The organism is Microbacterium hydrocarbonoxydans, assembly GCF_000956475.1.
Classification (GTDB): domain Bacteria; phylum Actinomycetota; class Actinomycetes; order Actinomycetales; family Microbacteriaceae; genus Microbacterium; species Microbacterium hydrocarbonoxydans_A.
On the sequence record NZ_JYJB01000008.1, the window covers coordinates 140401 to 164766 of the forward strand.

The 24366-nt window shown below is 69.8% G+C and carries 25 protein-coding genes; 21 read left to right on the top strand and 4 right to left on the bottom strand.

Annotated elements, in window-relative coordinates; translation table 11 throughout:
- Positions 1–89 precede the first annotated feature (89 nt).
- The 11 genes from RS84_RS07355 (at position 90) to RS84_RS07405 (ending at position 12593) form a co-directional block, all read left to right on the top strand.
- Complete coding sequence (locus RS84_RS07355; protein ID WP_045257141.1) at positions 90–965, top strand: carbohydrate ABC transporter permease; 876 nt, start codon at positions 90–92, stop codon at positions 963–965.
- Positions 962–1843, top strand: a complete 882-nt coding sequence (locus tag RS84_RS07360; RefSeq protein ID WP_045257142.1) for a carbohydrate ABC transporter permease — start codon at positions 962–964, stop codon at positions 1841–1843. Before RS84_RS07355 ends, RS84_RS07360 begins: the two co-directional genes overlap by 4 nt.
- Positions 1843–2856: a hypothetical protein gene (locus tag RS84_RS07365; RefSeq protein WP_045257143.1), complete on the top strand. Its 1014-nt coding sequence runs from the start codon at positions 1843–1845 to the stop codon at positions 2854–2856. Before RS84_RS07360 ends, RS84_RS07365 begins: the two co-directional genes overlap by 1 nt.
- Positions 2853–3770: an ROK family protein gene (locus tag RS84_RS07370; RefSeq protein WP_045257144.1), complete on the top strand. Its 918-nt coding sequence runs from the start codon at positions 2853–2855 to the stop codon at positions 3768–3770. Before RS84_RS07365 ends, RS84_RS07370 begins: the two co-directional genes overlap by 4 nt.
- A gap of 215 nt (positions 3771–3985) precedes the next feature.
- Positions 3986–6109, top strand: coding sequence for a family 20 glycosylhydrolase (locus RS84_RS07375; RefSeq protein ID WP_045257145.1), 2124 nt, complete (start codon positions 3986–3988; stop codon positions 6107–6109).
- 112 nt (positions 6110–6221) lie between these two features.
- Positions 6222–6461: a type II toxin-antitoxin system Phd/YefM family antitoxin gene (locus tag RS84_RS07380; RefSeq protein WP_045257146.1), complete on the top strand. Its 240-nt coding sequence runs from the start codon at positions 6222–6224 to the stop codon at positions 6459–6461.
- Positions 6461–6847 carry a type II toxin-antitoxin system VapC family toxin gene (locus tag RS84_RS07385; protein ID WP_045257147.1) on the top strand — a complete coding sequence of 129 codons (387 nt, stop codon included), beginning with the start codon at positions 6461–6463 and terminating at the stop codon, positions 6845–6847. Before RS84_RS07380 ends, RS84_RS07385 begins: the two co-directional genes overlap by 1 nt.
- Before the next feature lie 163 nt (positions 6848–7010).
- The gene (locus tag RS84_RS07390) at positions 7011–8243 is read left to right on the top strand and encodes an XdhC family protein (RefSeq protein WP_045257148.1); all 1233 of its coding nucleotides are present in this window, start codon (positions 7011–7013) and stop codon (positions 8241–8243) included.
- Positions 8234–9247, top strand: a complete 1014-nt coding sequence (locus tag RS84_RS07395; protein WP_045257149.1) for an FAD binding domain-containing protein — start codon at positions 8234–8236, stop codon at positions 9245–9247. Before RS84_RS07390 ends, RS84_RS07395 begins: the two co-directional genes overlap by 10 nt.
- Positions 9244–11988 carry a molybdopterin-dependent oxidoreductase gene (locus RS84_RS07400; protein WP_045257150.1) on the top strand — a complete coding sequence of 915 codons (2745 nt, stop codon included), beginning with the start codon at positions 9244–9246 and terminating at the stop codon, positions 11986–11988. Before RS84_RS07395 ends, RS84_RS07400 begins: the two co-directional genes overlap by 4 nt.
- Positions 11985–12593 carry an NTP transferase domain-containing protein gene (locus RS84_RS07405; RefSeq protein WP_045257151.1) on the top strand — a complete coding sequence of 203 codons (609 nt, stop codon included), beginning with the start codon at positions 11985–11987 and terminating at the stop codon, positions 12591–12593. The genes RS84_RS07400 and RS84_RS07405 overlap by 4 nt, the downstream gene beginning before the upstream one ends.
- Positions 12594–12754: 161 nt before the next feature.
- Here the strand turns inward: RS84_RS07405 and RS84_RS07410 are convergent, their stop codons facing one another.
- Together RS84_RS07410 and RS84_RS07415 are read right to left on the bottom strand one after the other, a co-directional pair.
- Positions 12755–14263, bottom strand: coding sequence for an NCS2 family permease (locus RS84_RS07410; RefSeq protein WP_082062085.1), 1509 nt, complete (start codon positions 14261–14263; stop codon positions 12755–12757).
- 150 nt (positions 14264–14413) lie between these two features.
- Positions 14414–14926: a nucleoside deaminase gene (locus tag RS84_RS07415; protein ID WP_321163034.1), complete on the bottom strand. Its 513-nt coding sequence runs from the start codon at positions 14924–14926 to the stop codon at positions 14414–14416.
- A gap of 239 nt (positions 14927–15165) precedes the next feature.
- Between RS84_RS07415 and RS84_RS07420 the strand changes: the two genes are divergently transcribed.
- The 5 genes from RS84_RS07420 to moaA all read left to right on the top strand — a co-directional run bounded on the left by RS84_RS07420 (position 15166) and on the right by moaA (position 19488).
- Positions 15166–15573 (top strand): TOBE domain-containing protein, encoded by a 408-nt coding sequence (locus RS84_RS07420; protein WP_152641779.1) that lies wholly within the window; start codon positions 15166–15168, stop codon positions 15571–15573.
- On the top strand, positions 15570–16370 hold the full coding sequence (modA, locus tag RS84_RS07425) for a molybdate ABC transporter substrate-binding protein (RefSeq protein WP_321163035.1): 801 nt from the start codon (positions 15570–15572) through the stop codon (positions 16368–16370). Before RS84_RS07420 ends, modA begins: the two co-directional genes overlap by 4 nt.
- Complete coding sequence (locus RS84_RS07430; protein ID WP_045257153.1) at positions 16367–17185, top strand: ABC transporter permease; 819 nt, start codon at positions 16367–16369, stop codon at positions 17183–17185. Before modA ends, RS84_RS07430 begins: the two co-directional genes overlap by 4 nt.
- A gap of 114 nt (positions 17186–17299) precedes the next feature.
- Positions 17300–18349, top strand: a complete 1050-nt coding sequence (locus RS84_RS07435; RefSeq protein WP_045257154.1) for a sulfate/molybdate ABC transporter ATP-binding protein — start codon at positions 17300–17302, stop codon at positions 18347–18349.
- A gap of 44 nt (positions 18350–18393) precedes the next feature.
- Positions 18394–19488 carry a GTP 3',8-cyclase MoaA gene (moaA, locus tag RS84_RS07440; protein WP_045257155.1) on the top strand — a complete coding sequence of 365 codons (1095 nt, stop codon included), beginning with the start codon at positions 18394–18396 and terminating at the stop codon, positions 19486–19488.
- 3 nt (positions 19489–19491) lie between these two features.
- Here moaA and RS84_RS07445 read toward each other — a convergent pair whose 3' ends face one another.
- Entirely contained in the window at positions 19492–19899 is a 408-nt protein-coding gene (locus RS84_RS07445; RefSeq protein ID WP_045257156.1) for a molybdenum cofactor biosynthesis protein MoaE, read from the bottom strand.
- Positions 19896–21086: a ThiF family adenylyltransferase gene (locus RS84_RS07450; protein ID WP_045257157.1), complete on the bottom strand. Its 1191-nt coding sequence runs from the start codon at positions 21084–21086 to the stop codon at positions 19896–19898. The genes RS84_RS07445 and RS84_RS07450 overlap by 4 nt, the downstream gene beginning before the upstream one ends.
- A 64-nt stretch (positions 21087–21150) precedes the next feature.
- On the opposite strand from RS84_RS07450, the gene RS84_RS07455 reads away from it, so the two are divergent.
- From RS84_RS07455 to RS84_RS07475, 5 genes are read left to right on the top strand one after another with little or no spacing between them, the layout of a single operon-like run.
- Positions 21151–21399 carry a MoaD/ThiS family protein gene (locus RS84_RS07455; protein ID WP_045257158.1) on the top strand — a complete coding sequence of 83 codons (249 nt, stop codon included), beginning with the start codon at positions 21151–21153 and terminating at the stop codon, positions 21397–21399.
- Positions 21400–21401: 2 nt separating this feature from the next.
- Positions 21402–22670, top strand: coding sequence for a gephyrin-like molybdotransferase Glp (gene glp, locus RS84_RS07460; protein WP_045257159.1), 1269 nt, complete (start codon positions 21402–21404; stop codon positions 22668–22670).
- On the top strand, positions 22663–23133 hold the full coding sequence (gene moaC / locus RS84_RS07465; RefSeq protein ID WP_045257160.1) for a cyclic pyranopterin monophosphate synthase MoaC: 471 nt from the start codon (positions 22663–22665) through the stop codon (positions 23131–23133). The genes glp and moaC overlap by 8 nt, the downstream gene beginning before the upstream one ends.
- Entirely contained in the window at positions 23130–23597 is a 468-nt protein-coding gene (locus RS84_RS07470) for a molybdenum cofactor biosynthesis protein B (RefSeq protein ID WP_045257161.1), read from the top strand. The genes moaC and RS84_RS07470 overlap by 4 nt, the downstream gene beginning before the upstream one ends.
- On the top strand, positions 23597–24307 hold the full coding sequence (locus tag RS84_RS07475) for an NRDE family protein (RefSeq protein WP_045257162.1): 711 nt from the start codon (positions 23597–23599) through the stop codon (positions 24305–24307). The genes RS84_RS07470 and RS84_RS07475 overlap by 1 nt, the downstream gene beginning before the upstream one ends.
- Positions 24308–24366 lie beyond the last annotated feature (59 nt).

The window sequence follows — 24366 nt, forward strand, 5'->3', positions numbered from 1 at the left end:
GGGGCGCCGGCATCAGATCCTCTCCCGACTGATGCCGGCTCCCCCTCGCCGCCCGAACCCACCCCATCCGAGCCGCTCCCGGAGCACACATGACCCAGCGTCGACAGGCCCTCACCGGTCTCACTTTCACCTCCCCGGCGATCATCGCCTTCCTCATCTTCTGGCTTCTCCCGGTCGCCCTCACGCTCTTCTACTCGTTCACCACATGGCGGCTGGGCTCTGATCCGTCATTCGTCGGGGTCGAGAACTTCATCGATCTGTTGGCCGACCCTCTCTTCATCAAGGCGACAGGGGCATCACTCAAGATCGCTGCGTTCGCGGTGATCCCGAGCCTTCTGCTGGCGATGCTGCTCGCAATCGCACTCGCTGATCCGCGGATTCGACTCGGACGACTCTGGCGCGTGCTGTTCATGATCCCCGTCGTCACCGACTGGGTCGCGACGGGACTCGTCTGGCAACTCATCCTGCTGCCGAACCAAGGGGTTCTCGCCAGTGTGGCGCAGTCTCTGAACCTGGACTTCCTCGTGAGGGTGCCGTGGACATCGGATGCCACGCTGGCACCGATCGCGATCGCCGTCTTCATCATCTGGAAGCAGACCTCGCTGTACATGATCTTCTTCTACGCAGCGATACGGTCGGTCCCGCGCGATGTGATCGAAGCCGCCCATGTGGACGGCGCGACTCCCTGGCAGGTCTTCTGGCGAATCAAGTGGCCCCTCATGAGGCCGATCACCGTCTTCGTCGTCGTGCTCTCGTTCATAACGACCCTCGGACTCTTCGAGCCCGTCTACATGCTCACCGGTGGCGGTCCCGCGAACGCGACGCGCACCTTGCCGATCTTCCTCTACGAGAACTTCTTCACGTACTCCCAAAGCGGTTACGCCTCCGCGGCCGGCGTGCTGTTCCTGGCAGGGTCACTCGCCTTCGCCGTCATCTGCTCCCGCATCATGAAGGAGGAGGCATGAGCATCATGCGCCCTCGACGCCGTCCGACCGTGGCGAGCCGACCCACGGTCGGCCTGTATCTCAAGTACCTGCTGCTGGTCGTGTACCTGCTGTTCGCCCTCATCCCACTCGCATGGATGCTGTCCGCGGCGTTCAAGGCCCGTGAAGACGTTCTCACCGTGCCTGTGCAGTGGATTCCCCCGAGCTGGCATCCGGAGAACTTCCTGCTCGCACTGATCGAGCCTCGCTTCACCGGACATTCCTTCGGCGAGTTCCTTCTCAACAGCACGATCGTGGCGACAGCGACCGCTCTCGCGGCCGTCATCCTTTCGATCGCCGTCGGATATGGATTCGCCAAGTTCCGCTTCCGTGGGCGGGAGGGGCTGCTCTGGACGCTTCTCGGCTCCACGCTCCTCCCGTTCTCCTCTGTCGTGATCCCCCTGTTCCTGATCATCAAATCGATGGGGATGTACGACACCCTCATCGCCCTGATCGTCCCGTTCGTCGTTTCGGGCCAAGCGATCTTCATCTCCCGCCAGTTCCTCACGGCCATCCCCGACGACTACCTGGAGGCCGCCCGCCTCGACGGCGCGTCAGAGTTCCGGATCTTCCGCAGCATCATCGTGCCCATGTCCGGACCGGTCATCACGACGGTCGCCGTCATGACGTTCATGACGTCCTGGACCATGTTCCTCTGGCCGCTCGTGGTCGAATCGTCACAGGCGAACTTCACTGCCCCGCTCGGGCTCTCGCTTCTCGGCATCGGTGCGACTTTCCAAACCGACTACCAGGTATGGATGGCCGGCGCGACGATAGCGATCGTGCCACCGCTGGTGTTCTTCCTGATCCTCGAGCGGCCGTACATGCGTGGCCTCGAAGCGATGTCGGGTCTCAAGTGATGGCCTCGTTCGCGCCGCGTGACACTCTCGTCCTCACCGCGGACGAGGTTCGCACTCTCGACGACGACGCGCGGGATCGGCTGCTCGACGACGCCGTGACGCAGGGTATCGGCGACGTGATCATCGAGATCGACGACGTCGCGCCGGAGCTCAGCACCGCAGTCACGGCGAGGGGGTTGCGCCTCCTCATCGGTGTGACGTGCTTCCACGAACATGGCGAGGTCGCGTTCGGCCCGGAACGAGCCCTCCGTCCGATCGATGAGGCGGGTCAACCCAGAAGGAGACTCGAATGGTACGTCGGACTGCTGCCCACTGATGCGGTCGTCGTCGCCGAGCTCGTAGCGAGGTGCTCGCGTCTGGCATCGACACCCGGCGTCAGTGGGCTGGTGCTCGACTTCATCCGGTGGCCACTGCACTGGGAGCTCGAGCTGAGGGCGGACGGGCCTCGACAGCCTGAATCGTCCTTCGATCGGATCACGCTGGGCGACTTCAGCGCACGCACGGGTTGCGTCGTCTCCGCCGATCCGACGGAGGCCGCCGCGCAGATCTTCTCCCGGCACCGGCAGGTGTGGGACCGATACCGTGCGGACACGATCACCCGCCTCGTACGGCTTCTCGCCGACATCGCGCACGCCCGCGGGATCATGCTCGGGGCGTTCGTCCTCCCCCACGGGCGCGCATCCGTCGGCCAGGACATCGCGGCATGGGAGGGCGTCGTCGATGCGCTTTACCCCATGACGTATCACGCGATCCTCCATCGCCCTGCCCGCTGGGTCGGCGACGTCATCGGCGAAATCGAAGAGGAGACCTCCATCCCTGCGGTACCGATCATCCAGCTCACCGCCGCCGCAGAGCACTCGGGCGGATGGGACTGGGGAGATGACGTGGACGGCGTCCAACTCGAGGAGGCGATCACTGCGGGCGGAACGCGCGGTCCCGTCGGCTTCTTCCCCGGAACAGCGTTGCGTCTCCTCCCCGAGGTGCAGACCGTAGAGACGGAGAGAGCCCGATGAGCGACGGCATCCGCATCGGCATCGATATCGGCGGTACGAGTACACGTGCGGTCGCGATCGATGCCGAGGGCACTGTACTCATGGAGAACCAGTTCGCCACCCTGCAGGGCGCGGATGCGGTGCTGTCGCTCGTCTGCGCACTCGTCGCCGAGCTTCGGGATCGCTCCGGCCGGCCACTGCTCGGCGTCGGCGTAGGCGTTCCCGGCGTCGTGGAGTGGCCCGACGGGCTGGTCGCCCACGCCGTCAACATCGGCGTGGAACGGCTTGCCCTCGGCCGAGAACTGTCGGAGAGGCTGGATACACCGGTCTGGGTCGACAACGATGTGAACGTGGCCGCGCTCGGCGCGGCCCGGATCTACCCCGGAGGAGGATCACTCGGCTTCTTGAACGTCGGCACCGGACTCGCCGCGGGAGTCATCCTCGAGGGAGCCCTCTGGCGTGGAACCCGCGGCGTGGTCGGCGAGATCGGTCATGTCGCGATCGACCCCGCGGCGGGCAGATGCCCCTGCGGGCAGATGGGATGCCTCGAGTTGATCGCGTCGGGCTCCGCACTCGCCCGCGCGCTCCCCCGTGGCGTCACTCCGGGGGCGCTGACTTCACGGCTCCTCCTCGATTCCGCTGACGTCCGAACGGCGTTCGATGCCTGGGTCAGAGGCGTCGCGATGGCGGCGAGGATGCTCGTGCTGAGCGTGGGAGTCGATCGGGTCGTCGTCGGCGGCGGCGCGGCTGCTTTGGGGACGCTGCTCCACGACGCGCTGGTCGACGTCTTCGATGCCTGGTCGAAGGAGTCGCCGTTCATCGCCAGCCTGAGGTTGCCTGACCGGACGTTCGTCGGAGTTCCCGATCGGACTGCGACTCTCGGGGCGGCATTGCTGGTGGAGTCGGCCCCGGAGCTGCATCCGCGTGAGCGGTGAAAGGGCAGCAGGAGTTCTGAGAGTTCACCCCTCCCGAGGTACCTGGGCGTCCGGAGGGTGAAGGCGATGTGCGCATCGCCGCCTACAGAGGCGCAGTGCCGTTCGTTGATCGGTCCGCGCCATCCATCGAATGCAGGGAAGGGAACACCATGAATACGAAAAGTCAGCAAAGGCGCTGGAGTCGACAGGGAGCCACAGCTGCGGCGACAGTCCTCGTGGCAGGTCTGTTCGTCGCGATCGCGCCGTCAGCCGCCCATGCCGCGGACCCCGGGGTGCCGGTCGTTCCGCGGACCGACGCGTTCAGCGCAGGGACCGGGACGTTCACGCTGACGTCAGGGTCACGGATCATCGTCGACTCCGCGACGGCGGGCGCTTCCACGACAGGCCCCACGGGCACTCTCTTCGCGGGCTCCACACTCCAGGAGGCGGCGACAAGTCTCGCCTCGCAGTACCGCTACCTCTCGGGCTTGAGCCTGCCGCTGGTGACGGGCGGAACTCCGGACGCCGACGACATCCTCATCACCCTCGCTTCTTCGACGTCCCAGGGGGTCGAGGGCTACCAGGTCGAGACATCATCGAGCGCAGGCGCGCGCATCACCGCGGCGACGTCCGCAGGAGCTTTCTACGGCGGGCAGACTCTGCTCCAGCGCCTGCGCACCGGGTCGTGGAGCGCCCCGGCCGGGACGATCGACGACGTACCCGACTCGGGGCACCGCGCGGTCTCCGTCGACGTCGCCCGCAACTTCTGGACGGTCTCCGAGCTGAAGGATCTCATCCGCCGGATGGGCGCGCTCAAGCTCAACGCCCTGCAATTGCATTTCAACGAGAACGAAGCGTTCCGTCTGTACTCGACCAACCCGGCGTACAGCGGGCTGGCGCCCTCCAGCGCTTCCTTTCGCTACAGCAAAGCGGACATAGACACGCTCGTGGCGTTCGCCAAGGCGTACCAGGTCACACTCATCCCCGAGATCGACACCCCGTATCACTCCGGTGCGATCACCCGGCTCGACAGCTCGCGCTCCTTCGCAGCCAATTGCGGTGCGACCTACTCGGACACCCTCGACATCACCAACGCATCGGTGCGGTCATGGACCGTGGGGCTCTACCAGGAGTTCCTCTCCTGGTTCCCCGGAGCGTACTTCCACATCGGCAATGACGAGGTTCCGCTCACTCTCAACTCCTGCGCCTACGTGTCCGGCTCCGGCAAGTCGATCGAGCAGTGGCAGACCGAGTTCGTCAACCAGCTGGACACGGCAGTGAACGCCGCAGGCAAGACCACGATGATGTGGGCCAACGGGCCTGACATCCTGCCGAACACCGATATCACCTTCGTCAACTTCGGGTCCGTCTCCAACGCGGCCTTCCTCCGCGGCCAGGGCTACAAGGTCGTCGACACCGCGTGGGGCGCCAGCGGCTACCAGCGCTTCTTCCTGATCCCGGGGATGATCCGTGACAGCCGCACAGCGAGCGAGAGCCAGATCTATGGCTGGAGCTGGCCGGGAGGTGCGAACAACCTCGGGCAGCAGTTCGCGATCTGGATGGATTTCGCAAACACTCAGGAGAACTACTCCGTCGTCGACCTCTACTCCACGAAGCTCGCGACGTTCGCGGAGCGGATCTGGGCCACATCGGCTCCGACGCTGACCGCCACGCAGTTCGCCGCCCGGTGGGCTGCGATCGGGGATGCCGCCGGAGTCGCGGCCCGTCCCGCAGCAGCAGCGAGCACGACGACACCCGCTCTGAAGTATTCATTCGACAGCACGGTGGCTCTCTCTGCCAGCGAGTTCACCTCAGCGCCCACCGGATATGCGTCGACCGGCTCGCGTGCGCTCGCGGCCGTCCGCGGCGCGGGAGGGACACCGGGGACCACCACGGGCCGCGGGGGTTCAGGAAGCGCCGTTCAGTTCGGCGGAGCCGCGAATCAGACGCTGACCATCGGCGATGAGCGACTGCCGTCATCTTGGACCGTCTCGCTCTGGGTCAAGCCGACGGCGACGAACACCGACACATCACTGGTCAGCAGTTGGCGCAGTGCGCTGAAGCTGTCGCAGTACAACACCTCGAGCAAGGTCGGCGTCACGGTTTTCGGTGTCGGCGACTACACCGTGGACTACTCCGCACCCACAGGCACCTGGACGCATCTGGCGTTCGTCTCCAACGGTTCCCAGGTGCAGGTCTACGCCGCCGGTGCACTGGTGGGGACGATCGCCGCGACCGTCCCGTATCCGGCCGCCGGCGGGATCGGGGGGCAGAAGTCCGTCAACGGCGCGATCGATGACGTGGCCATCTTCTACGGGGCTCTGTCCGCGACCGAGGTCGCGGCACTGGCCGCAGGCTGATGACCGTGGGTGTGGCGCCCGATCACGGGCGCCACACCCACTCCGCTATTTGTCGGAAGCCCGGATAGCTGCGGGCCTGACCCTGGGTACTTAGCCCAACTAGACTAAGCCCATGGCGATCCAGGTGAACATGCACGAGGCGAAGAGTCAGCTCTCCGCGCTGGTCGAGCGCGTCCTCGCCGGCGAGCAGGTCACGATCGCGCGCGCGGGGAACCCGGTGATCGACCTCGTCATCCACCGGGAGGATCGCCCCGTCATCGGCGCCCTCAAGGGCACGTTCACCTACGACGCCGACGCGTTCGACGACGCCGACGCCGAGGTCCGCGAGATGTTCTACGGATCCGCCGACTGATGCTGCTCGACACGCACGCACTGCTCTGGCTCGCAACAGATGACGATCGCCTTGGCCCGCGCAGCCGCGCCCGCATCGCAGAAGCACCTCGCGTGCACTATTCCGCCGTGTCCATCTCGGAGATCGTGATCAAGCACATGCTCGGCAGGATCGACCTTCCCGGCGGCGACCGCTTCCCCGAGGTGTTCGCACAGATGGGTCTCGTGGAGCTTCCTTTCACGTCTCGCCATGCGAACGCGTTGCGCGAGGAGCCGGAGCTGGCGCGCCGCGACCCCTTCGACCGCTTCGTTCTCGCGCAGTCGTTCGCCGATGGGATGCCGCTGCTCTCCGCGGATCGCGCCCTCCTCGAACTCGGGCGCACCTGGGTGCACGATGCCCGCGCATAGTCCGACCGGATCAGCACCTTGGATCCACCATGCGGAAATCAGAGTCCGAACTGTGGACATGCTGGTCGGACTGATCTAGAATCTCTTCAGGCCTAGGCGGGTTTCCACAACCATCTACCGGGCATCCCACGGCGAAGACGCCGATGTGACCCGGAGGTGCTCCATGCTCGACCGTCTGCCCGACTACGCAGAATGCCTGACCGACCCCGATCGATGGGCGATCGCCACGATCGCCGAGGTCTCAGGCTCCGTGCCTCGCCCCGCCGGCACCTCGATGGCCGTGCGCGACGACGGCCGCACGATCGGCTCGGTGTCGGGGGGCTGCGTCGAGGGCGCGGTGGTGGTTGCCGCGATCGAGTGCCTCGCGAGCGGGGAGGTCGAGCTGCACTCCTTCGGCTACGCCGACGACGACGGCGTCTCGATCGGGCTCATGTGCGGCGGCGATGTGCGCGTGCTCGTGCAGCCACTGAGCACCATCCCCGCCGGCATCCTCTCCGATCTCGCCCGCCCCGGCCGCAGTCCGCGGATCGTGCGGGAGCTGCCGTGCGACGACGCGGCACGCAACGGCGGAGTACGCGCCTTCGGGAGGAGCCTGCCCGCAGATCCCTCCGCCCGAGCACGCGTTCTCCTCCCGACCGACCCGACCGACGCGACTGCCGGCACCGGCGCCGACACCGCCGACTTCGACGAACGCGTCCGTGCGGCGCTCGAGCTCGGCGGCGCGCACGTCGTCGAGATCACCGACCGCTCGCGGCCGGAGTGCCCGGTGGTGCGCCGTCTGCTCGTGGAGTCGACGACGGCCCCACCGCGCCTCGTGATCTACGGGGCGAACGACTTCTCGGCCGCTCTCGCGCAGGCGGCTGCGCTGCTCGGCCGGCACGTCACGGTGTGCGACGCCCGCCCGGTGTTCGCGACGCGCGCCCGCCACCCCGGCGCCCACGAGGTCGTCCTCATGCACCCCGCCGAGCACTTCGCGCGGGAGACGGATGCGGGACGCATCGACACCCGCACCGCGATCGTCGTGCTCACGCACGATCCGCGCTTCGATCTGCCCGTGCTCGCCCGGGCGCTCACAGCAGACCTCGCCTACGTCGGCGCGATGGGATCGCGCGTGACGCACGAGAAGCGGATACAGGAGCTGCGCGCCGGAGGACTCGCCGAAGCTCATCTCGCTCGTCTGCACTCGCCGATCGGCCTCGACATCGGCGCACGGACTCCGGCCGAGGTCGCAGTGTCGATTCTCGCAGAACTCATCCTCGTCGAGACCGCGGCGCGCACGGCTGTCTCGGCCACGTCGCGGCGCAAGCTGCGCGACACAACGGGCGATGTCCACGAGGCGGGCCGCACCTGCGCGACCGATCCGCAGCGCACCGAGGAGGCGATCGCATGGATGTGACGAGCGTCGACGAGGTCCTGATGTGCGCCGACCCGACCGCCTGGCGCCCCGGAGACTCCTGGCTGGCGGGCGGCACGGTCATCTACTCCTACGGCACCGACATCACGCGCGGAGCCCCGACCCGCCTGCTCGACATCACGGGCGCGGGATGGCAGCCGATCACGTGGCACCCGAACGGCGACCTCGAGATCGCGGCGACCTGCCGCATCGCCGAGCTGCACGCTCTCGCCGACGACCCGAGGCCAGGCGGCACGCCCCGCGGCGACCTGCGGGGGCTCGACGTGATCCCGCCGGCGTGCGACGCGTTCGTCGCCTCGTGGAAGATCTGGAATGTCTCGACCGTCGGCGGCAATGTCGCCACCGCCCTGCCGGCCGGCCCCATGATCTCGCTGCTCACCGCGTGGGACGCCACGGCTCTGATCCTGCGCCCCGACGGGCGCCGGCACCGCGCCGCGGTCGCCGACCTCATCGTCGGCCCCGCCCGGACCCGTCTCGGCTACGGCGAGCTGATCCGCAGCTTCCTGGTTCCCGGCGAAGCGCTGCGTCAGCCCCACGCCTTCCGTCGCATGTCGCTCACCGAGCGAGGCCGCTCTGCCGCGCTGCTGATAGGCCGCCGCACGGCAGAGCGCGGCCTGCGCCTCTCGGTGACGGCATCCGTCCCCCGTCCTGTCGTCCTCGACCTCCTCGCCGACGCCCCACCTGCGCGCCCACGCCCCATCACAGCGACGTCGGTCACGTGGGGCGTCGACGGGCAGGTGGGGCGCCGACGCGCAGGACGCCCCATCCCCGCGGATGCCGCGGCCTGGCGCACGGCGATCGACACCGCCGCGGCGAGCGCGGGCGGCTGGTACGACGACATCCACGGCGAGCCGGAGTGGCGGCGGCTGATGACCCACCGGCTCGGTGACGAGATCCTCGCCGAGCTGCTCCCGGAGGCGACCGGTGTCGAGCGGGCGAGAGGCCGCATCACGGGCGATCTACGCATCGAGAGGAGAACCGCATGAGCATCATCGACGTCGGCACGGATGCCGAGGCCACGACCGCGACGCGCACCACCACGCTCGACGGCCGCACAGTGGAACTCGCACCCGAACCCGGCCAGTGCCTGCGCACCTGGCTGCGCGACCAGGGCTCCTACGGCGTGAAGAAGGGGTGCGACGGCGGAGACTGCGGCGCGTGCACCGTGATCGTCGACGGCGACGCCGTGCACAGCTGCGTGTATCCGGCCCATCGGGCCGTCGACAAGAACATCGTCACGGTGCAGGGGCTCGGCACGCCGGAGCAGCCGCATCCCGTGCAGCAGCGGTTCCGCAGGGCCGCGGGCTTCCAGTGCGGGTTCTGCACTGCGGGCATGGTGTGCACCGTGGCGTCGATGCCCGAGGACGCCGAGCACGACCTCGGCCGCACGCTGAAGGGCAACCTCTGCCGCTGCACGGGTTATCGCGCGATCGAGGATGCCGTGCACGGCGTGGAGAACGTCGACGACCGAGCCGGCGGCGTGGGCCACGCGACGGGCGCCCCCGCAGCCCTCGGCGTGGTCACCGGCACCGCGAGGTACACCATGGACATCGACCCCGACGAGCTCCCCGGACCGCTCCTCTACGGGGCCGTGGTGCGCAGCCCGCATCCGCATGCCCGCGTCATCCGCATCGATGCCGCGCGCGCCCTCACCTCCCCCGGCGTCGCGCGCGTGCTCACCGCCGCCGATGCGCCGCGGACCCTGTTCTCCACCGCGCAGCACGAGCTCGTCGAGGACGATCCGGAGGACACCAGGGTGTTCGACGACGTCATGCGCTTCGTCGGCCAGCGGGTGGCCCTGGTCGTGGCCGAGTCGCAGCGGGCCGCCGTCCGTGCGGCGCGACTCGTCGACGTCGAGTACGAGGTGCTTGCGTTCAACCTCGACCCCGAGCTCGCAGACCACCCCGGCACGCCGGTGCTGCACGGCGACAGCAACGTCGTGATGCAGATGCACTCTGAGGTCGGCGATCTCGAGGCGGCGCTCGCGGCATCCGACCTCGTCGAAGACCTCACCTTCCACACACACCGCGTCTCGCACACCGCCCTCGAAACGCACGGCGCGATCGCCTGGCAGGACGACGGCGGCCGCTTCGTCGTGCGCAGCAGCACGCAGGTCCCGTTCCTGGTGCGGCGCTCGCTCGCGCGGGTCTTCGGGCTCCAGAAGGACGAGGTGCGCGTGTATGCCGCACGGGTCGGCGGCGGCTTCGGCGGCAAGCAGGAGATGCTCACGGAAGACCTCGCCCTGCTCGCGGCCAAGGCCACCGGTCGCCCCGTGCGGATCGAGTTCTCCCGCAAGGAGGTGCTGACTGCGACGACCGTGCGGCATCCGTTCCGCATGCGCGTGCGCATGGGCGCGGCCTCCGACGGCACGATCACCGCGATCGCGGTCGATGTGCGATCGAACACCGGCGCCTACGGCAATCACGGCCCCGGCGTGATGTTCCACGGCGTGGGCGAGTCGATCGCGGTCTACCGGGCGGCGGCCAAGAAGATCCACGCCGCGGTCGTCTACACGAACTCGATCCCCTCGGGAGCGTTCCGCGGCTACGGGCTCAGCCAGATGATCTTCGCGATCGAATCCACGGTCGACGAAGTCGCCCGCCGGCTCGGTCTCGACCCGCTCGAGATGCGCACGCGCAACCTCATCGGCCCTCACGACGCCATGATCGCGGCCCACGAGGAGCCTGACCTCATCATCGGCAGCTACGGGCTCGACGAGTGCGTCGCCGTCGTGCGCGAACGGCTGGCCGGCACACGCGAAGCGGATGCCGCGGCCCTCGCCCCCGGCTGGACGATCGGCGAAGGCGCCGCCGTCGCGATGATCGCGACCGTGCCTCCGCGCGGCCATCACTCTCACGTCACGATCCGGCTCGACGCCGACGGGGCGTTCGGCCTCGACGTCGGTACCGCCGAGTTCGGCAACGGCACCTCGACCGTGCATCAGCAGATCGCGGCGACCGTGCTGCAGAGCACGACGCGTCGCGTGCGGCTGCGTCAGGCCGACTCCGACCTGGTCGAGCACGACACGGGCGCGTTCGGCTCGACCGGCACCGTCGTCGCGGGGCGGGCGACGCATGCGGCCGCGACCTCGCTGGCCGAGATGATCCGCACACGCGCAGCCGCCGTGCTCGGCGCACCGGTCGACGAGTGCGTGCTCGCGGGAGACCGCGTCATGTGCAGCGGCTCTTCGATCGCGCTGCGCGACCTCGCGGCGGACGGCCCGCTGGAGGCGACCGGCTACTGGGGCGGCAGCCCACGGTCGGTCGCGTTCAACGTGCAAGGGTTCCGGGTCGCGATCGACGAGAGCACCGGAGAGCTGCGGATCCTCCGCTCGATCCATGCGGCCGATGCCGGAGTGGTCGTGAACCCCGAGCAGTGCCGCGGGCAGATCGAGGGCGGCATCGCCCAGGCGATCGGCGCGACGCTGCACGAGATCGTGCGCGTCGACGAGACGGGCCGGGTGACCAGCGACATCCTGCGGCAGTACCACGTGCCGACCTTCGCCGACGTTCCACGATCGGAGATCTCCTTCGCGAAGACCAGCGACGTGCTCGGTCCGCTGGGTGCGAAGTCGATGAGCGAGTCGCCGTTCAATCCGGTCGCTCCGGCGCTGGCCGCCGCGATCCGCGACGCCACCGGCATCCGCATGACCACGACGCCCTTCACCCGCGATCGGATCCACGCCGCGATCCTCGAGCGCGACACGCGACGGAGGGCGGACGGATGACACTGCACCACCGCCACGCGATCGTGCTGGCGGCGGGCACGGGCTCTCGGCTGGGGCTCGGCCCCAAGGCGCTGCTGCCCTGGAACGGCGAGGTGCTCGCGACGCGCGCAGCACGGGCGGCCGCGCTGGCGGGCTGCAGCGTGTCGATCGCGATCGGCCCAGGGGCTGTGGAGGTGCGCCGGTGGCTGCGGCGCCGCTCGTCTTCTGCCGTCGCGGTGCACGTGCACGACGCCGCGCTCGGCATGAGCGCCTCGCTGCGCGCCGCCGTGCGGCAGCTGCGGTCTGCCGGACCTCGGCCCGACGTCGTGATCGTGCTGCTCGTCGATCAGCCCGGAGTGGACGACGCTGTCATCCGCCGTCTCCTCGACGCGCACACGACGGGCCGCGCGACCAGGGCCGCGTGGAACGGCGTGCCCGGCAATCCGGTGGTCTTCGACACCGACCACCTGATCGAGGCGGCGGATGCGGCGCTCGGAGACTCCGCCGCGCGGGTGTGGCTCGCCCTGCATCCGCACCTCGTCGATGCCGTCGAATGCGGCGATCTGAGCTCCGGCGCCGACGTCGACGAGCCGTCCGACCTCGCCGCCTGGCCCGAACTGGGCTGACAGCGCCGCGGGCGCGCCTGCGCATCCGCCCGCCCTGCGCACCAACCTCCCCCGCCGACGCCCCACCTGCGCGCCGACGCCCCACCTGGTCGACGTCCACCCGATGGGGCGTGGACGGCCAGGTGGGGCGCCGGCAGAGAAGGCGCAAGAGGAACGAGGGCTCAGCCCGCGAGCGCCACCTCGATCGGACCTCGCACGAAGTACAGAGCGAAGCCCGCGGCGACGACCCACATCAGCCAGTGCACCTTGCGCGCGCGGCCGGCGAGCGAGTTCACGAGCGCCCAGGAGATGAAGCCGACGCCGATGCCGTTGGCGATCGAGTAGGTCAGCGGCATCGTGACGATCGTGAGGAACACCGGCAGCGCGACCGCGAAGTTCGTGAACTTGATCTCCTTGATCTGCCCCATCATCATCGCGCCGACGACCACGAGAGCCGCGGATCCGACCTCGATCGGCACCACGAGCGTGAGCGGCGTGAAGAACATCGAGAGCAGGAACAGGATGCCGACGACGACGGCGGCGAGACCGGTGCGGGCCCCCTCGCCGATCCCCGAGGCGCTGTCGACGTAGACCGTGTTCGACGAGGTCGAGGTCGCACCTCCCGCGACCGCGCCGAGACCCTCGACGATGAAGGCCGAGCGCAGCCGCGGGAACGTGCCGTCCTTGTAGGCGAGTCCGGCGTTCTTCGCGAGCCCCGTCATGGTGCCCATCGCGTCGAAGAAGTTCGAGAACACCAGGGTGAACACCAGCATGGTGGCCGAGAGGGCGCCGATGCGTCCGAACGAGCCGACCAGGTCGAACTGGCCGATCAGGCCGAAGTCGGGGATCGTGACCAGCGCCGTCGGGATCTCGGGGATCGTCATGTGCCAGCCGCCGGGGTTCTCGACGCTCGGGCCCAGCTTGAAGATCGCCTGCGCGATGATCGCGAGGATCGTCGAGGCGACGATGCCGATCAGGATGCCACCGGGCACCTTGCGGGCGACGAGCACGCCGATCAGCACGAGGCCGATCAGGAAGATGAGGGTCGGGATCGAGGTGATCGACCCGCCGTCGCCGAGCTGCACCGGCGGGCCGCCGGCCGTGCGGTTCACGAAGCCCGAGTCGACGAAGCCGATGAAGGCGATGAACAGCCCGATGCCGACCGTGATCGCCGCCTTCAGCTGGGCGGGCACGGCGTTGAAGATCGCGGTGCGGATGCCGGTGGCGCCGAACAGCACGATCAGGATGCCGTTGATCACGACGAGTCCCATCGCCTCGGGCCAGGTGACCTGACCGACCACCGACACGGCGAGGAAGGAGTTGATGCCGAGCCCCGCGGCGAGCGCGAACGGCAGCCGCGCGATCAGGCCGAACAGGATCGTCATGACGCCGGCTGTGAGGCCTGTCGCCGCGCCGATCTGGGCGCCGTCGAGGGCGTTGCCCGAGACGTCGGCCACGCCGCCGAGGATGAGCGGGTTGAGGATCACGATGTAGGCCATCGTCACGAACGTGACGATGCCGCCGCGGATCTCGCGCGCGACGGTCGAGCCGCGGCGACTGATCTCGAAGAAGCGGTCGAGGGCGTTCTTGGGCTCGGCGTCGACCGTGGCGGTCGCTCCGGTGGCCAGGGGCGGGAGCTCCGGTGCGGGGATCGCGCCGGTCTCGGGGTCGTTGAACACATGTGAAGACATCGTCGGCTCCAGAAATTGGTCGTGCAGAAAAGGGGGCCCTTCGACAGGCTCAGGGCCCAGTCGTGAGGTGGTGGCTCAGCCCTTCGACAGGCTCAGAAACCCGTTGGGTCGCTGAGCTCGTCGAAGCGTCCCGAGGGATGGTCCCGCGCGTCAGTACTCGGTGCGCGAGGTGTTGGCGTTCCACTCGGTGAACGGAGCGACGCGCTCATCGGAGCTCAGCTGCTCCTGGGCGACGGGCATGATGGCGCGATCCTCGGGTCCGCCCTCGAAGTAGCGGTAGAACACCGCGTCATCGAAGCCGGCGTCGGCCGCGTCGTGGCGGTCGGCGGCGAAGTACACCCGGTCGATGCGCGCCCACAGCGAGGTGGCGAGGCACATCGGGCACGGCTCGCAGCTGGTGTAGAGGGTCGCGCCGGTGAGGTCGAACGTGCCGAGCCCCTGGCAGGCGGCGCGGATCGCGGTGACCTCGGCGTGCGCCGAGGGGTCGAGGTTCGCGGTCACCCGGTTGACGCCCTCGAAGACCTGGCCGTCGGCCGAGACGACGATCGCTCCGAACGGACCGCCCGCATCGCGGACGTTCTCGGTGGCGAGCGCGACCGCCCTGGCGAGGTATTCGGCTGCAGTCGGCTGCGAATCGGTTGCGGGCATGCTGATGCTGCTCATGAAGGCTTCCTTGCTGTCGTCGCAGTGATACGGCTTCCGGCAGCCCCGTGAGGGTCGGCCTCGAGATATACGTCGAACCGCTAGGTTGTGCTTTCGCGACTGGCGACCATCATCGGTCGTTCAGTCAGCACCGACTGTACCCCCGAGGGCGACCCTCGTCCAGGGATTTTCGAAATTCAGATTCCGTTATGCGAAATCGGCAGTTGCCGTTCCGCACATGCGGAACTATCGTCGTCCATGTGACGCATTTCCGGATCAGTGAGGCAGCGAATCTTCTCGACGTGAGCGACGACACCGTACGCCGCTGGGTCGGAGACGGCGTTCTCCAGACCTCGCTCGACCGCGCCGGCCGTCAGGTCGTCGACGGGGCCGAGCTCGCGGCACAGGCCAAGAGGCTCGCCGGTGAGGCCGCCGACGGCGACCCCGTCCGTCGCAGCGCCCGCAATCGCTTCACGGGTCTCGTCACCAGCGTGGAGATCGACGGGCTGATGGCCCAGGTCGAGTTGCAGAGCGGGCCGCACCGTGTCGTGTCGCTGATGTCGGCCGAGGCGGCCCGCGAACTCGCGCTCGAGGTCGGAAGCAAGGCGACGGCCGTCATCAAGGCGACGATGGTCGTCGTCGAGACCGAGCGGGAGAGCACTCCGTGATCCGGCTCCGCACCGCCGCGCTCAGCGCGCTGGCGCTCGTGTCGGCACTCGCCCTCGCGGGCTGCAACCCGACTCCCGATGCGCCCTCCGAGACCGTGTCCGCCCCGGAGTCCGACGAGCTGTCCGGCGAGCTGACGATCTTCGCTGCAGCATCGCTCTCCGAAGCGTTCGACGAACTCGCCGCCGACTTCGAGGCGCAGCATCCGGACCTCGACATCCTGCCGATCAGCTACGACGGGTCCTCCGTGCTCGCCACCCAGCTGATCGAAGGCGCCGAGGCCGACGTCTTCGCCTCGGCGGACGAGAAGAATCTCGCCAAGGTGACGGACGCCGGGCTCGCGGGCGCCGGCGACGCGTTCGCCACCAATGTGCTGCAGATCGCGGTGGCCCCCGGCAACCCCACAGGCATCAAGACGCTCGCCGACCTGACGAACCCTGATCTGACCGTGGTCGCGTGCGCTGCCGAGGTTCCCTGCGGCAGCGCCGCGCACACCCTGCTCGACGCTGCCGATGTGCCTCTCGCCCCCGCGAGCGAGGAGCAGAACGTCACCGCAGTGCTGTCGAAGGTCGAATCGGGCGAGGCCGATGCGGGTCTCGTCTACGCGACCGACGTGAAGGCCGCAGGCGACGCGGTGACCGGCATCGAGATCGACGGAGCGGATGCCGCGACCAACATCTACCCGATCGCCGCGCTGACCGCGTCGAAGAACCCCGACGCCGCGCAGGCGTTCGTCGAGTTCGTGCTGTCCGACGCCGGGCAGAAGGTGCTCCACGACCTGGGCTTCGGGGCGCCATGACCCGCGGCCGGGAGGCCCCCGTCAGGGGGCGGCGGATACCCGTCTGGCTGTGGATTCCGGCCGGGCTCGGCGCCCTCGTGCTCACGCTGCCCTTCGTCGCTCTGCTGATCCGGCTGGACTGGACGTCGGTCCCCGCCGCGATCACCTCTCCCGAGGCGCTGCAGGCGCTGAGCCTCTCGCTGTCGACCGCCGCCATCGCGACAGCGGTGTGCGTCGTGCTCGGCGTGCCCCTCGCCCTCGTGATCGCGCGCACCGCGGGCCTTCTCGCTGCCGTGCTGCGCACCCTCGCCACGCTGCCGCTCGTGCTGCCGCCACTCGTCGGCGGAATCGCGCTGCTGTCGCTCCTCGGCCGCAACGGGCTGTTCGGCGGGGCGCTCGCAGTGCTCGGCATCCGCATTCCGTTCACGACCGCAGCTGTCGTGATCGCCCAGGTGTTCGTCGCCCTGCCCTTCCTGGTGATCTCGGTCGAGGGTGCCCTGCGCACGGTCGGCACGGGGCATGAGTCGGTCGCGGCGAGCCTGGGCGCCCGGCCGCTCACGGTGTTCCGCCGCGTCACGCTGCCGCTTGCGGCGCCCGGACTCGTCGCCGGCGCCGTGCTGTGCTTCGCACGCGCCATGGGCGAGTTCGGCGCGACGGCCCTGTTCGCCGGGAACGCGCCAGGCGTCACCCGGACCATGCCCCTCGCGATCTACACCGCGTTCAACGGCGCCGGCGTGCAGGAGGACACGGCGATCGCCCTCTCGCTGCTGCTGATCCTCGTCGCGGTGGCCGTGCTTCTTCTGATGCGCGGCTGGCGAGCGGATGCCGTGCGATGAGCCTCGCGCCGCACCCTGCCCGGTCAGGGCATCGCCGCACAGAGGACACCGTGCGATGAGCCTCACGCCGCGCCCTGCCCGGTCAGGGCATCGCCGCACAGAGAACACTGTGCGATGAGCCTCGATGTCGGCATCATCACCCGGGCGGGATCGTTCCAGGTCGAGGCGGCGTTCACCGTCGCCGCCGGCGAGGTGCTCGCCGTGCTCGGCCCCAACGGCGCAGGCAAGTCCACACTGCTGACGGCGATTGCCGGACACCGTCCGCACGCCTCGGGCACGATCGCGTTGAACGGCGCCGTGATCGACGCGTCGGTCCCGCCCGAACGACGGCGGATCGGACTGCTCGGACAGCGCGCGATGCTGTTCCCGCACCTCTCGGCGCTCGAGAACGTCGCCTTCGGACCGCGCGCCCAAGGCGTGCCCGCGGCCGAGGCTCGACGACGCGCGCTCGCGCACCTCGAGGAGGTCGGCCTGGAGGACATCGCCGGCCGCCGACCGGCCGAGCTGTCGGGCGGGCAGCAGCAGCGCGTCGCCCTTGCGAGAGCGCTCGCGGCGGACCCGCTCACCCTGCTCCTCGACGAGCCGTTCGCCTCGCTCGACGCCGAGACCGGCACACAGGCGCGTCGCCTGGTCGCACAGCTGCGCGACCGTCTCGCCATCCCGATCGTGCTGGTCACGCATGATCCGCTCGATGCGGTGATGCTCGCCGCGCGAACCGCCGTCGTGGACGGGGGTCGCATCGTGCAGCAGGGCGACACGGCCGAGGTTCTCGGGCACCCGCGTACCCGATTCGTGGCGGCGATCACCGGAGTGAACCTCGTGGAGGGCACCGGCGCCGACGATGGCGCACTGGTCACGGCAGACGGGCTCCGCTTCCGCGGGCACGGCGACAGCCTCCGCGCGGGCGAGGCGGGGTCCGCCGTGTTCTCGCCGGCGTCCGCGCGCATCCTGCGCGCCGGCGAGAGCGTCGACCAGAACACCTGGCGCGGCACGGTGTCGATCATGGAGGCCGCCGCCGGCGGCATCCGCGTTCTCACCGCCGAGCATCCGCAGCTGGCCGTCGACTGTCCGTCGGGAACCGCGGCGGCGCTCGGCATCCGCCCCGGCGCCGCCGTCGCCTTCCGCGTCGATCCCGCCGACGTCTCCGTGCGACGCGAAGGCTGACATGCCGGCGTCCGGTGCTACCGTTGCCACTCGAAGGGTGGACGATGGCGATCTCGACGTCTCGCGAAACCGGTGCGCGCGCTGCCGGCGCTCTTCGTCTGCCCTCCGTCGGGCTCGTCGACGCTCGCGACCGCCCGCTGCGCGACCTGCGGATCTCGGTCACCGACCGGTGCAACTTCCGCTGCGTCTACTGCATGCCACGATCGGTGTTCGGCAAGGACTACGCGTTCCTCGACCGTGACGAGCTGCTGAGCTTCGAGGAGATCGAGCGGATCTCGCGCATCGCGGTCGCTCACGGCGTGCGCAAGCTGCGCCTGACGGGCGGTGAGCCGCTGCTGCGCCGCGGCATCGAGGAGCTCATCTCGCGTCTCGCCGCGCTGCGGACTCCCGAAGGCGGCAAGGTGGAGATCGCGCTGACGACCAACGGCTCGGCGCTCGCGATCAAGGCGCAGGCGCTGAAGGATGCCGGGCTCGACCGGCTCACCGTCTCCGTCGACACGCTCGACGACGCGCTGTTCCAGCGCATGAACGACGTGCGGTTCCCGGTGACGAGGGTGCTCGAGGGCATCGAAGCGGCGCACGAGGCCGGCATCGGCCCGATCAAGATCAACATGGTCGTCAAGCGCGGGCTCAACGATCACGAGATCGAGCCGATGGCCGCGTTCTTCAAGGCGACGCCGTACACTCTGCGGTTCATCGAGTACATGGACGTGGGAACCTCGAACGGCTGGGACCTCGACGAGGTGGTTCCCGCCGCCGAGATCGTCGAGCGGATCGGAGCACTGTTCCCGCTCGAGCCGCTGGGCGCGCGGGCAGCCGGCGAGACCGCCAAGCGATGGCAGTACGCCGACGGCTCGGGCGAGATCGGGATCATCTCCTCGGTCACCAACACGTTCTGCGGCACGTGCAACCGAGCGCGCATCTCGACCGAGGGCAGGCTCTTCACGTGCCTGTTCGCGACCGAGGGGCACGATCTGCGGGCGCTGCTGCGCGGAGGAGCATCGGACGCGGAGCTGTCGCGGGCGATGGCCGGCATCTGGCACGCGCGGGACGACCGCTACTCCGAGATCCGCTCCGAGCTCACCCCGGAGCTGAGGGCTGCACGCCCCCGCATCGAGATGAGCTACATCGGCGGCTGAGTCCTACAGCCCGACCCACTCGGAGACGCCGTCGTCGTAGTGCTGGCGCTTCCAGATGGGCACGCCGCGCTTGATCTCCTCGACCAGGAGCTCGCACGCCTCGAAGGCTTCGGCGCGGTGGCCGGCGGATGCCGCGGCGAACAGCGCCACGTCTCCGATCCGCAGGTCTCCGACGCGATGCGCGGCCGCGATCCGCCGCCCCGTCTCGGCCGAGACGCGTTCGACGATCTCGCGGAGGAAGCGCTCGGCGTCGGGGTGAGCGCGATAGTCCAGAGCCTCGACCGCTCGGCCGCCGTCGTGGTCGCGCACGACACCGCAGAACATCACGACCGCGCCGTCTGCGTCGCCGCCGACGGCGGCGCGGACCGCCGGCTCGTCGATCGGCTCATCCGTGATCAGCGCGAACGTCATGCGTGAACTCCTTCACCTCGGGCGGCCGACGCGTCGATCGCTGATTCGACCTCGCCGCCGACCGCGACGAAGGAGCGGATGCCGCCCGCGACGTAGACCGCATCGACGCCGCGTCCGCGCAGTGCCGCCGCCGCGCGACGCGACCGAGGATCCTGCTCGCAATAGACGACGACGGGAAGCGTCGCATCGACGCTCTCGCCCGCGTCGATCCGGCCGACCGGCAGCAGCTCAGAGCCGGGGATGCGCCGCGCCGCGGCCTCCTCGGCCTCGCGCACGTCGAGCAGCAGCATCCGCTCCCCCGCCCTGCGTCGCCTCAGCAGCTCGGCCGCCGAGATCGACAGGTCGGGATCCGCGGCCGTGCCGCACAGGACTTCGTAGTCGTCGAGCCCGGTGAGCTCCTCGCGCGTCTCGTCGACGGCGTAGCCGATCTCCCGCGTCCGCGCGGTGAGCGCGTCGTAGAACAGCACCCGCCCCAGCAGCGGCTCGCCGACGCCGGTGATCACCTTGATGACCTCGGTCGCCATGAGCGAGCCGATCGCCGTGCAGAGGCTGGGCAGCACGCCGCCGAGTTCGCAGGAGAGCGCCTCATCGGCGGGCGGCGGAGCGGGAAAGAGATCGCGGAAGGTGGGACCGCGGCCCTTCCAGGCGACGCCGACCTGGCCGTGGAAGCGGAGGATCGAGCCCCACACCAGCGGTTTGCCGGCGAGCTCTGCGGCGTCGTTGGCGAGGTAGCGGGTGGCGAAGTTGTCGCTGCCATCCACGAGCAGATCGTAGTCTTCGAGCAGCCCTGGCAGGTTCGCGGTGCTGACGCGCTCGCGGTGGCGGACGACGACGATCGCGGGGTCGATCGCGGCCACGGTCTCAGCGAGCGAGTCCACCTTGGCCCGGCCGATGTCGGCGACGCCGTGGCTGAGCTGCCGGTGCAGGTTCGAGAGCTCGACGACGTCGTCGTCGACGACGCCGATCGTGCCGACGCCCGATCCTGCCAGCACGGGGACGAGGGCGCTGCCGAGTCCGCCTGCGCCGATCACGAGCACCCGGGCAGCGGCCAGCCGGCGCTGCGCCGACTCGCCGAATCCCGGCAGCATGAGCTGGCGGCTGTACCGCATGATGCGGTCGGGCTCCAGCGTCGGCGCCGGTTCGACGAGCCACGTGCCGCGGGGTCGGATGTCGGCGGGCGGGGTCATGCGGGAAAGTCTACGGCGCGGCATCCGGCGCGGCCCTGCTGCACCCCGTCATAGGATGAGCGGCATGGCGATCGTGATGCTGAGGTACTTCGCCGCGGCCGCCGACGCCGCAGGGCGCGAGGCGGAAGAGCTTGACATCGGCCCCGAGCACACCCTCGGGGCTCTGCGTGATGAACTCACGACCCGCTACGGCGACCCCATGGCGCGTGTGCTCAAGAGCGGCTCCTTCCTCGTCGACGGCGTCGTGCGCCGGGATCTGACGCTTCCGGTCGGCGAGCGCGTCGACATCCTGCCGCCGTTCGCGGGCGGATGACGATGGCCTCGACCCTCGACGAGCACGCCGCCCGCATCGCGAACCTGCTCGCACCGCTTCTCCGATCTGTCGCCGACCCGGCCCGGGCAGAGACCGTCACGCTCGCTCCCGGCGGCCCGGCTCGCGGTCGCGTGCTGGCGGCCGACATCGCGAGTCCTCTTCCGGTGCCGCCCTTCGCGAATTCGCAGATGGACGGCTATGCCGTGCGTTCCGCCGACATCGCCGCGGCCTCGGCCGATCACCCTGTGCGCCTGCCGATCGGACCTGTGCGCGCCGCCGGCGACGCGGCCGGCACCCACCGACCGGGCAGCGCGACGCCCGTCATGACAGGCGCTGCGATCCCCGCGGGCGCCGACGCGGTCGTGCCGATCGAGGTCGTCGATCCTCCGCGTTTCCTCGGCATCGGAGGGTCTGACGGCGACCCCGGCGCCGGCGTCGCCTTCTCCGCTCCGGTGGCGCCGGGAGCATTCGTCCGCGAGGTCGGCAGCGACGTCACAGACGGTCAGCTGCTCCTTACGGCGGGAACCCGCCTCGGCCCCGCCCAGCTGGCGGCTCTCGCTGCGGTCGGCCTCACCTCGGCCCGCGTTCGTCCGCGCCCCCGGGTGCTGCTCGTCTCCACCGGCCATGAGCTGCGTGCCCCCGGCGAGCAGCTCGAGTCCGGGCAGATCTACGACGCGAACACGGCATCGCTCGCGGCATCCCTGCTCGACACCGGCGCCGACGTCGCCTGTGCCACGGCTCCCGACGACGCAGACGCGCTGCTCGCGATCGTCGCCGCGCACCCCGACGCCGACCTGCTGATCACGACGGGCGGCGTGAGTGCCGGCGCGTTCGAGGTGGTGCGCGACGCCCTCGAGCCCCGCGGAGTGTCGTTCGGGCACGTCGCCATGCAGCCCGGCGGCCCGCAGGGCGCGGGGATGCTGCGCCGCGAAGGCCTGGCGCCGCTTCCCGTCGTCGCGTTCCCCGGCAATCCGGTCTCGGCGCTGCTATCGTTCGAGATGTTCCTGCGACCGCTGCTGCGGCGCGCGGCCGGTCTGCGGGAGCGACGCGAGGTGCGCTGGCTGCCGCTCGCCCACGCGATCGATTCGCCGCAGGGCAAGCACCAGATCCGCCGGGGGATGCTGCGCGACGACGGCAGCGTCTCGGTGGGGGCGCCCGGGTCGCATCTGCTGCACGATTACGCTCGGGCGACGGTGCTGGTGCACGTGCCGTCCGGTATCGCCGCGCTCCCTGCCGGTGCCGAGGTCGAGGTCTGGAGGATCGATGAGTGAGCTCTCGCATCTGCGCGCCGACGGGTCGGCGCACATGGTCGACGTCACCGAGAAGCAGGTGACGCGACGCGAAGCATCCGCGCAGGCCGTGCTGGAGACGACGCCCGAGGTCGTCGCGATGATCGCCGACGGCTCGCTGCCGAAGGGCGAGGCGCTGGGCACCGCGCGGCTCGCCGGGATCATGGGCGCCAAGCAGACCTCGACGCTGATCCCGCTGTGCCACCCGCTGCCGCTCACGAAGCTGGCCGTCGACCTGGAGCCGCAGGGCGATCGCGTGCGCATCGTCGCGACGGCCGTGACGAACGGCGTCACCGGCGTCGAGATGGAGGCCTTGACCGGCGCGACCGTGGCCGCGCTGACGCTGTACGACATGATCAAGGCCGTCGACAAGCACGCGGTCATCACCGACGTTCTCGTGCTCGCGAAGTCGGGCGGCAAGAGCGGCGACTGGTCGCGGCCGTGACCCGCAGCGCTCGCGTGCTCGTGGTCTCGACCAGGGCCGCGAACGGCGTGTACGAGGACCGCACGGGTCCTGTGATCGTCGGATGGCTGCGTGAGCGCGGATTCGAGGTGCAGATCGAGGTCGTGACGGATGCCGGCGTGGATGCCGCCCTGGGGGCGCTGCTCGCGGAGCATCCGTCGGTCGTGCTCACGACGGGCGGCACCGGCGTCTCGCCCGACGACCGCACACCCGAGGCGACCAGAGCCCTGCTCGATGTCGAGCTGCCGGGCATCATCGAGGAGGTGCGCCGCCGCGGCGCGGCGGTGACGCCCACGGCCGTGCTCAGCCGGGCGGTCGCCGGGGTCGCCGGGGAGACCGTCGTGATGAACCTCCCCGGCTCCACAGGCGGTGTGCGCGACGGGCTCGCGGTTCTCGACGGGGTGCTCGACCACCTTCTCGACCAGCTCGACGGCGGGGACCACTGATGTGCACGGTCGTGATCGACGCGGCGGACGCCGCATCCCTCCGTCTGCTGGCGGTGCGCGATGAAGATCCGCAGCGCGAATGGGATGCCCTCGGCGCCTGGTGGCCGGAGCGGTATCCGGGCGTGATCGGCATCCGCGACCGCCGAGCCGGCGGTGCGTGGCTCGCTGCGAACCCCGCCGAAGGCCGGCTCGCGGTGCTGCTGAATCGCGCCGATGTGCTCGATCTGCCTGCGGATCAGGCGCTGTCACGAGGATCTCTCGCGCTGGAATCGGTCTGGGGCCGCTCACCCGCAGGGACGGAGCGGATGCACGGGTTCAACCTGCTCGAGGTGCGCCCAGAGGGGTCGCGCGTGCTCGCCTGGGACGGCGCGACGCTCCGGGAGACGCCGATCGAGCCCGGCACGCACATGATCGCTCACGACGATCTCGACGACCCCGAGACGCCGCGCATCGCCGCCTGGCTGCCGCAGTTCCGCGCGCTGGGCCCGACCGCGCTGAGTACGGATTGGCGATCGGACTGGGTGGGGATGCTGGCCGCGTCCGCCGCGCTTTCGCCCGAGGACGACCGGGCCATCATCCGCGACAACAGGCCGCACGGCTACCCGACGCAGTCGCTGTTGTACTGCACGGCCTCGGTCGGCGCGGCGGGAATCGACCTCGACTACCACGCGCTGCCGGCACCTGCGCACTGGTCGGCGCCCACCACCTGACCCCGCTCCGCCGCTCGCCCGCGCGCCTCACCGGCGTGCGTGGTCAGAGTCACATCGGA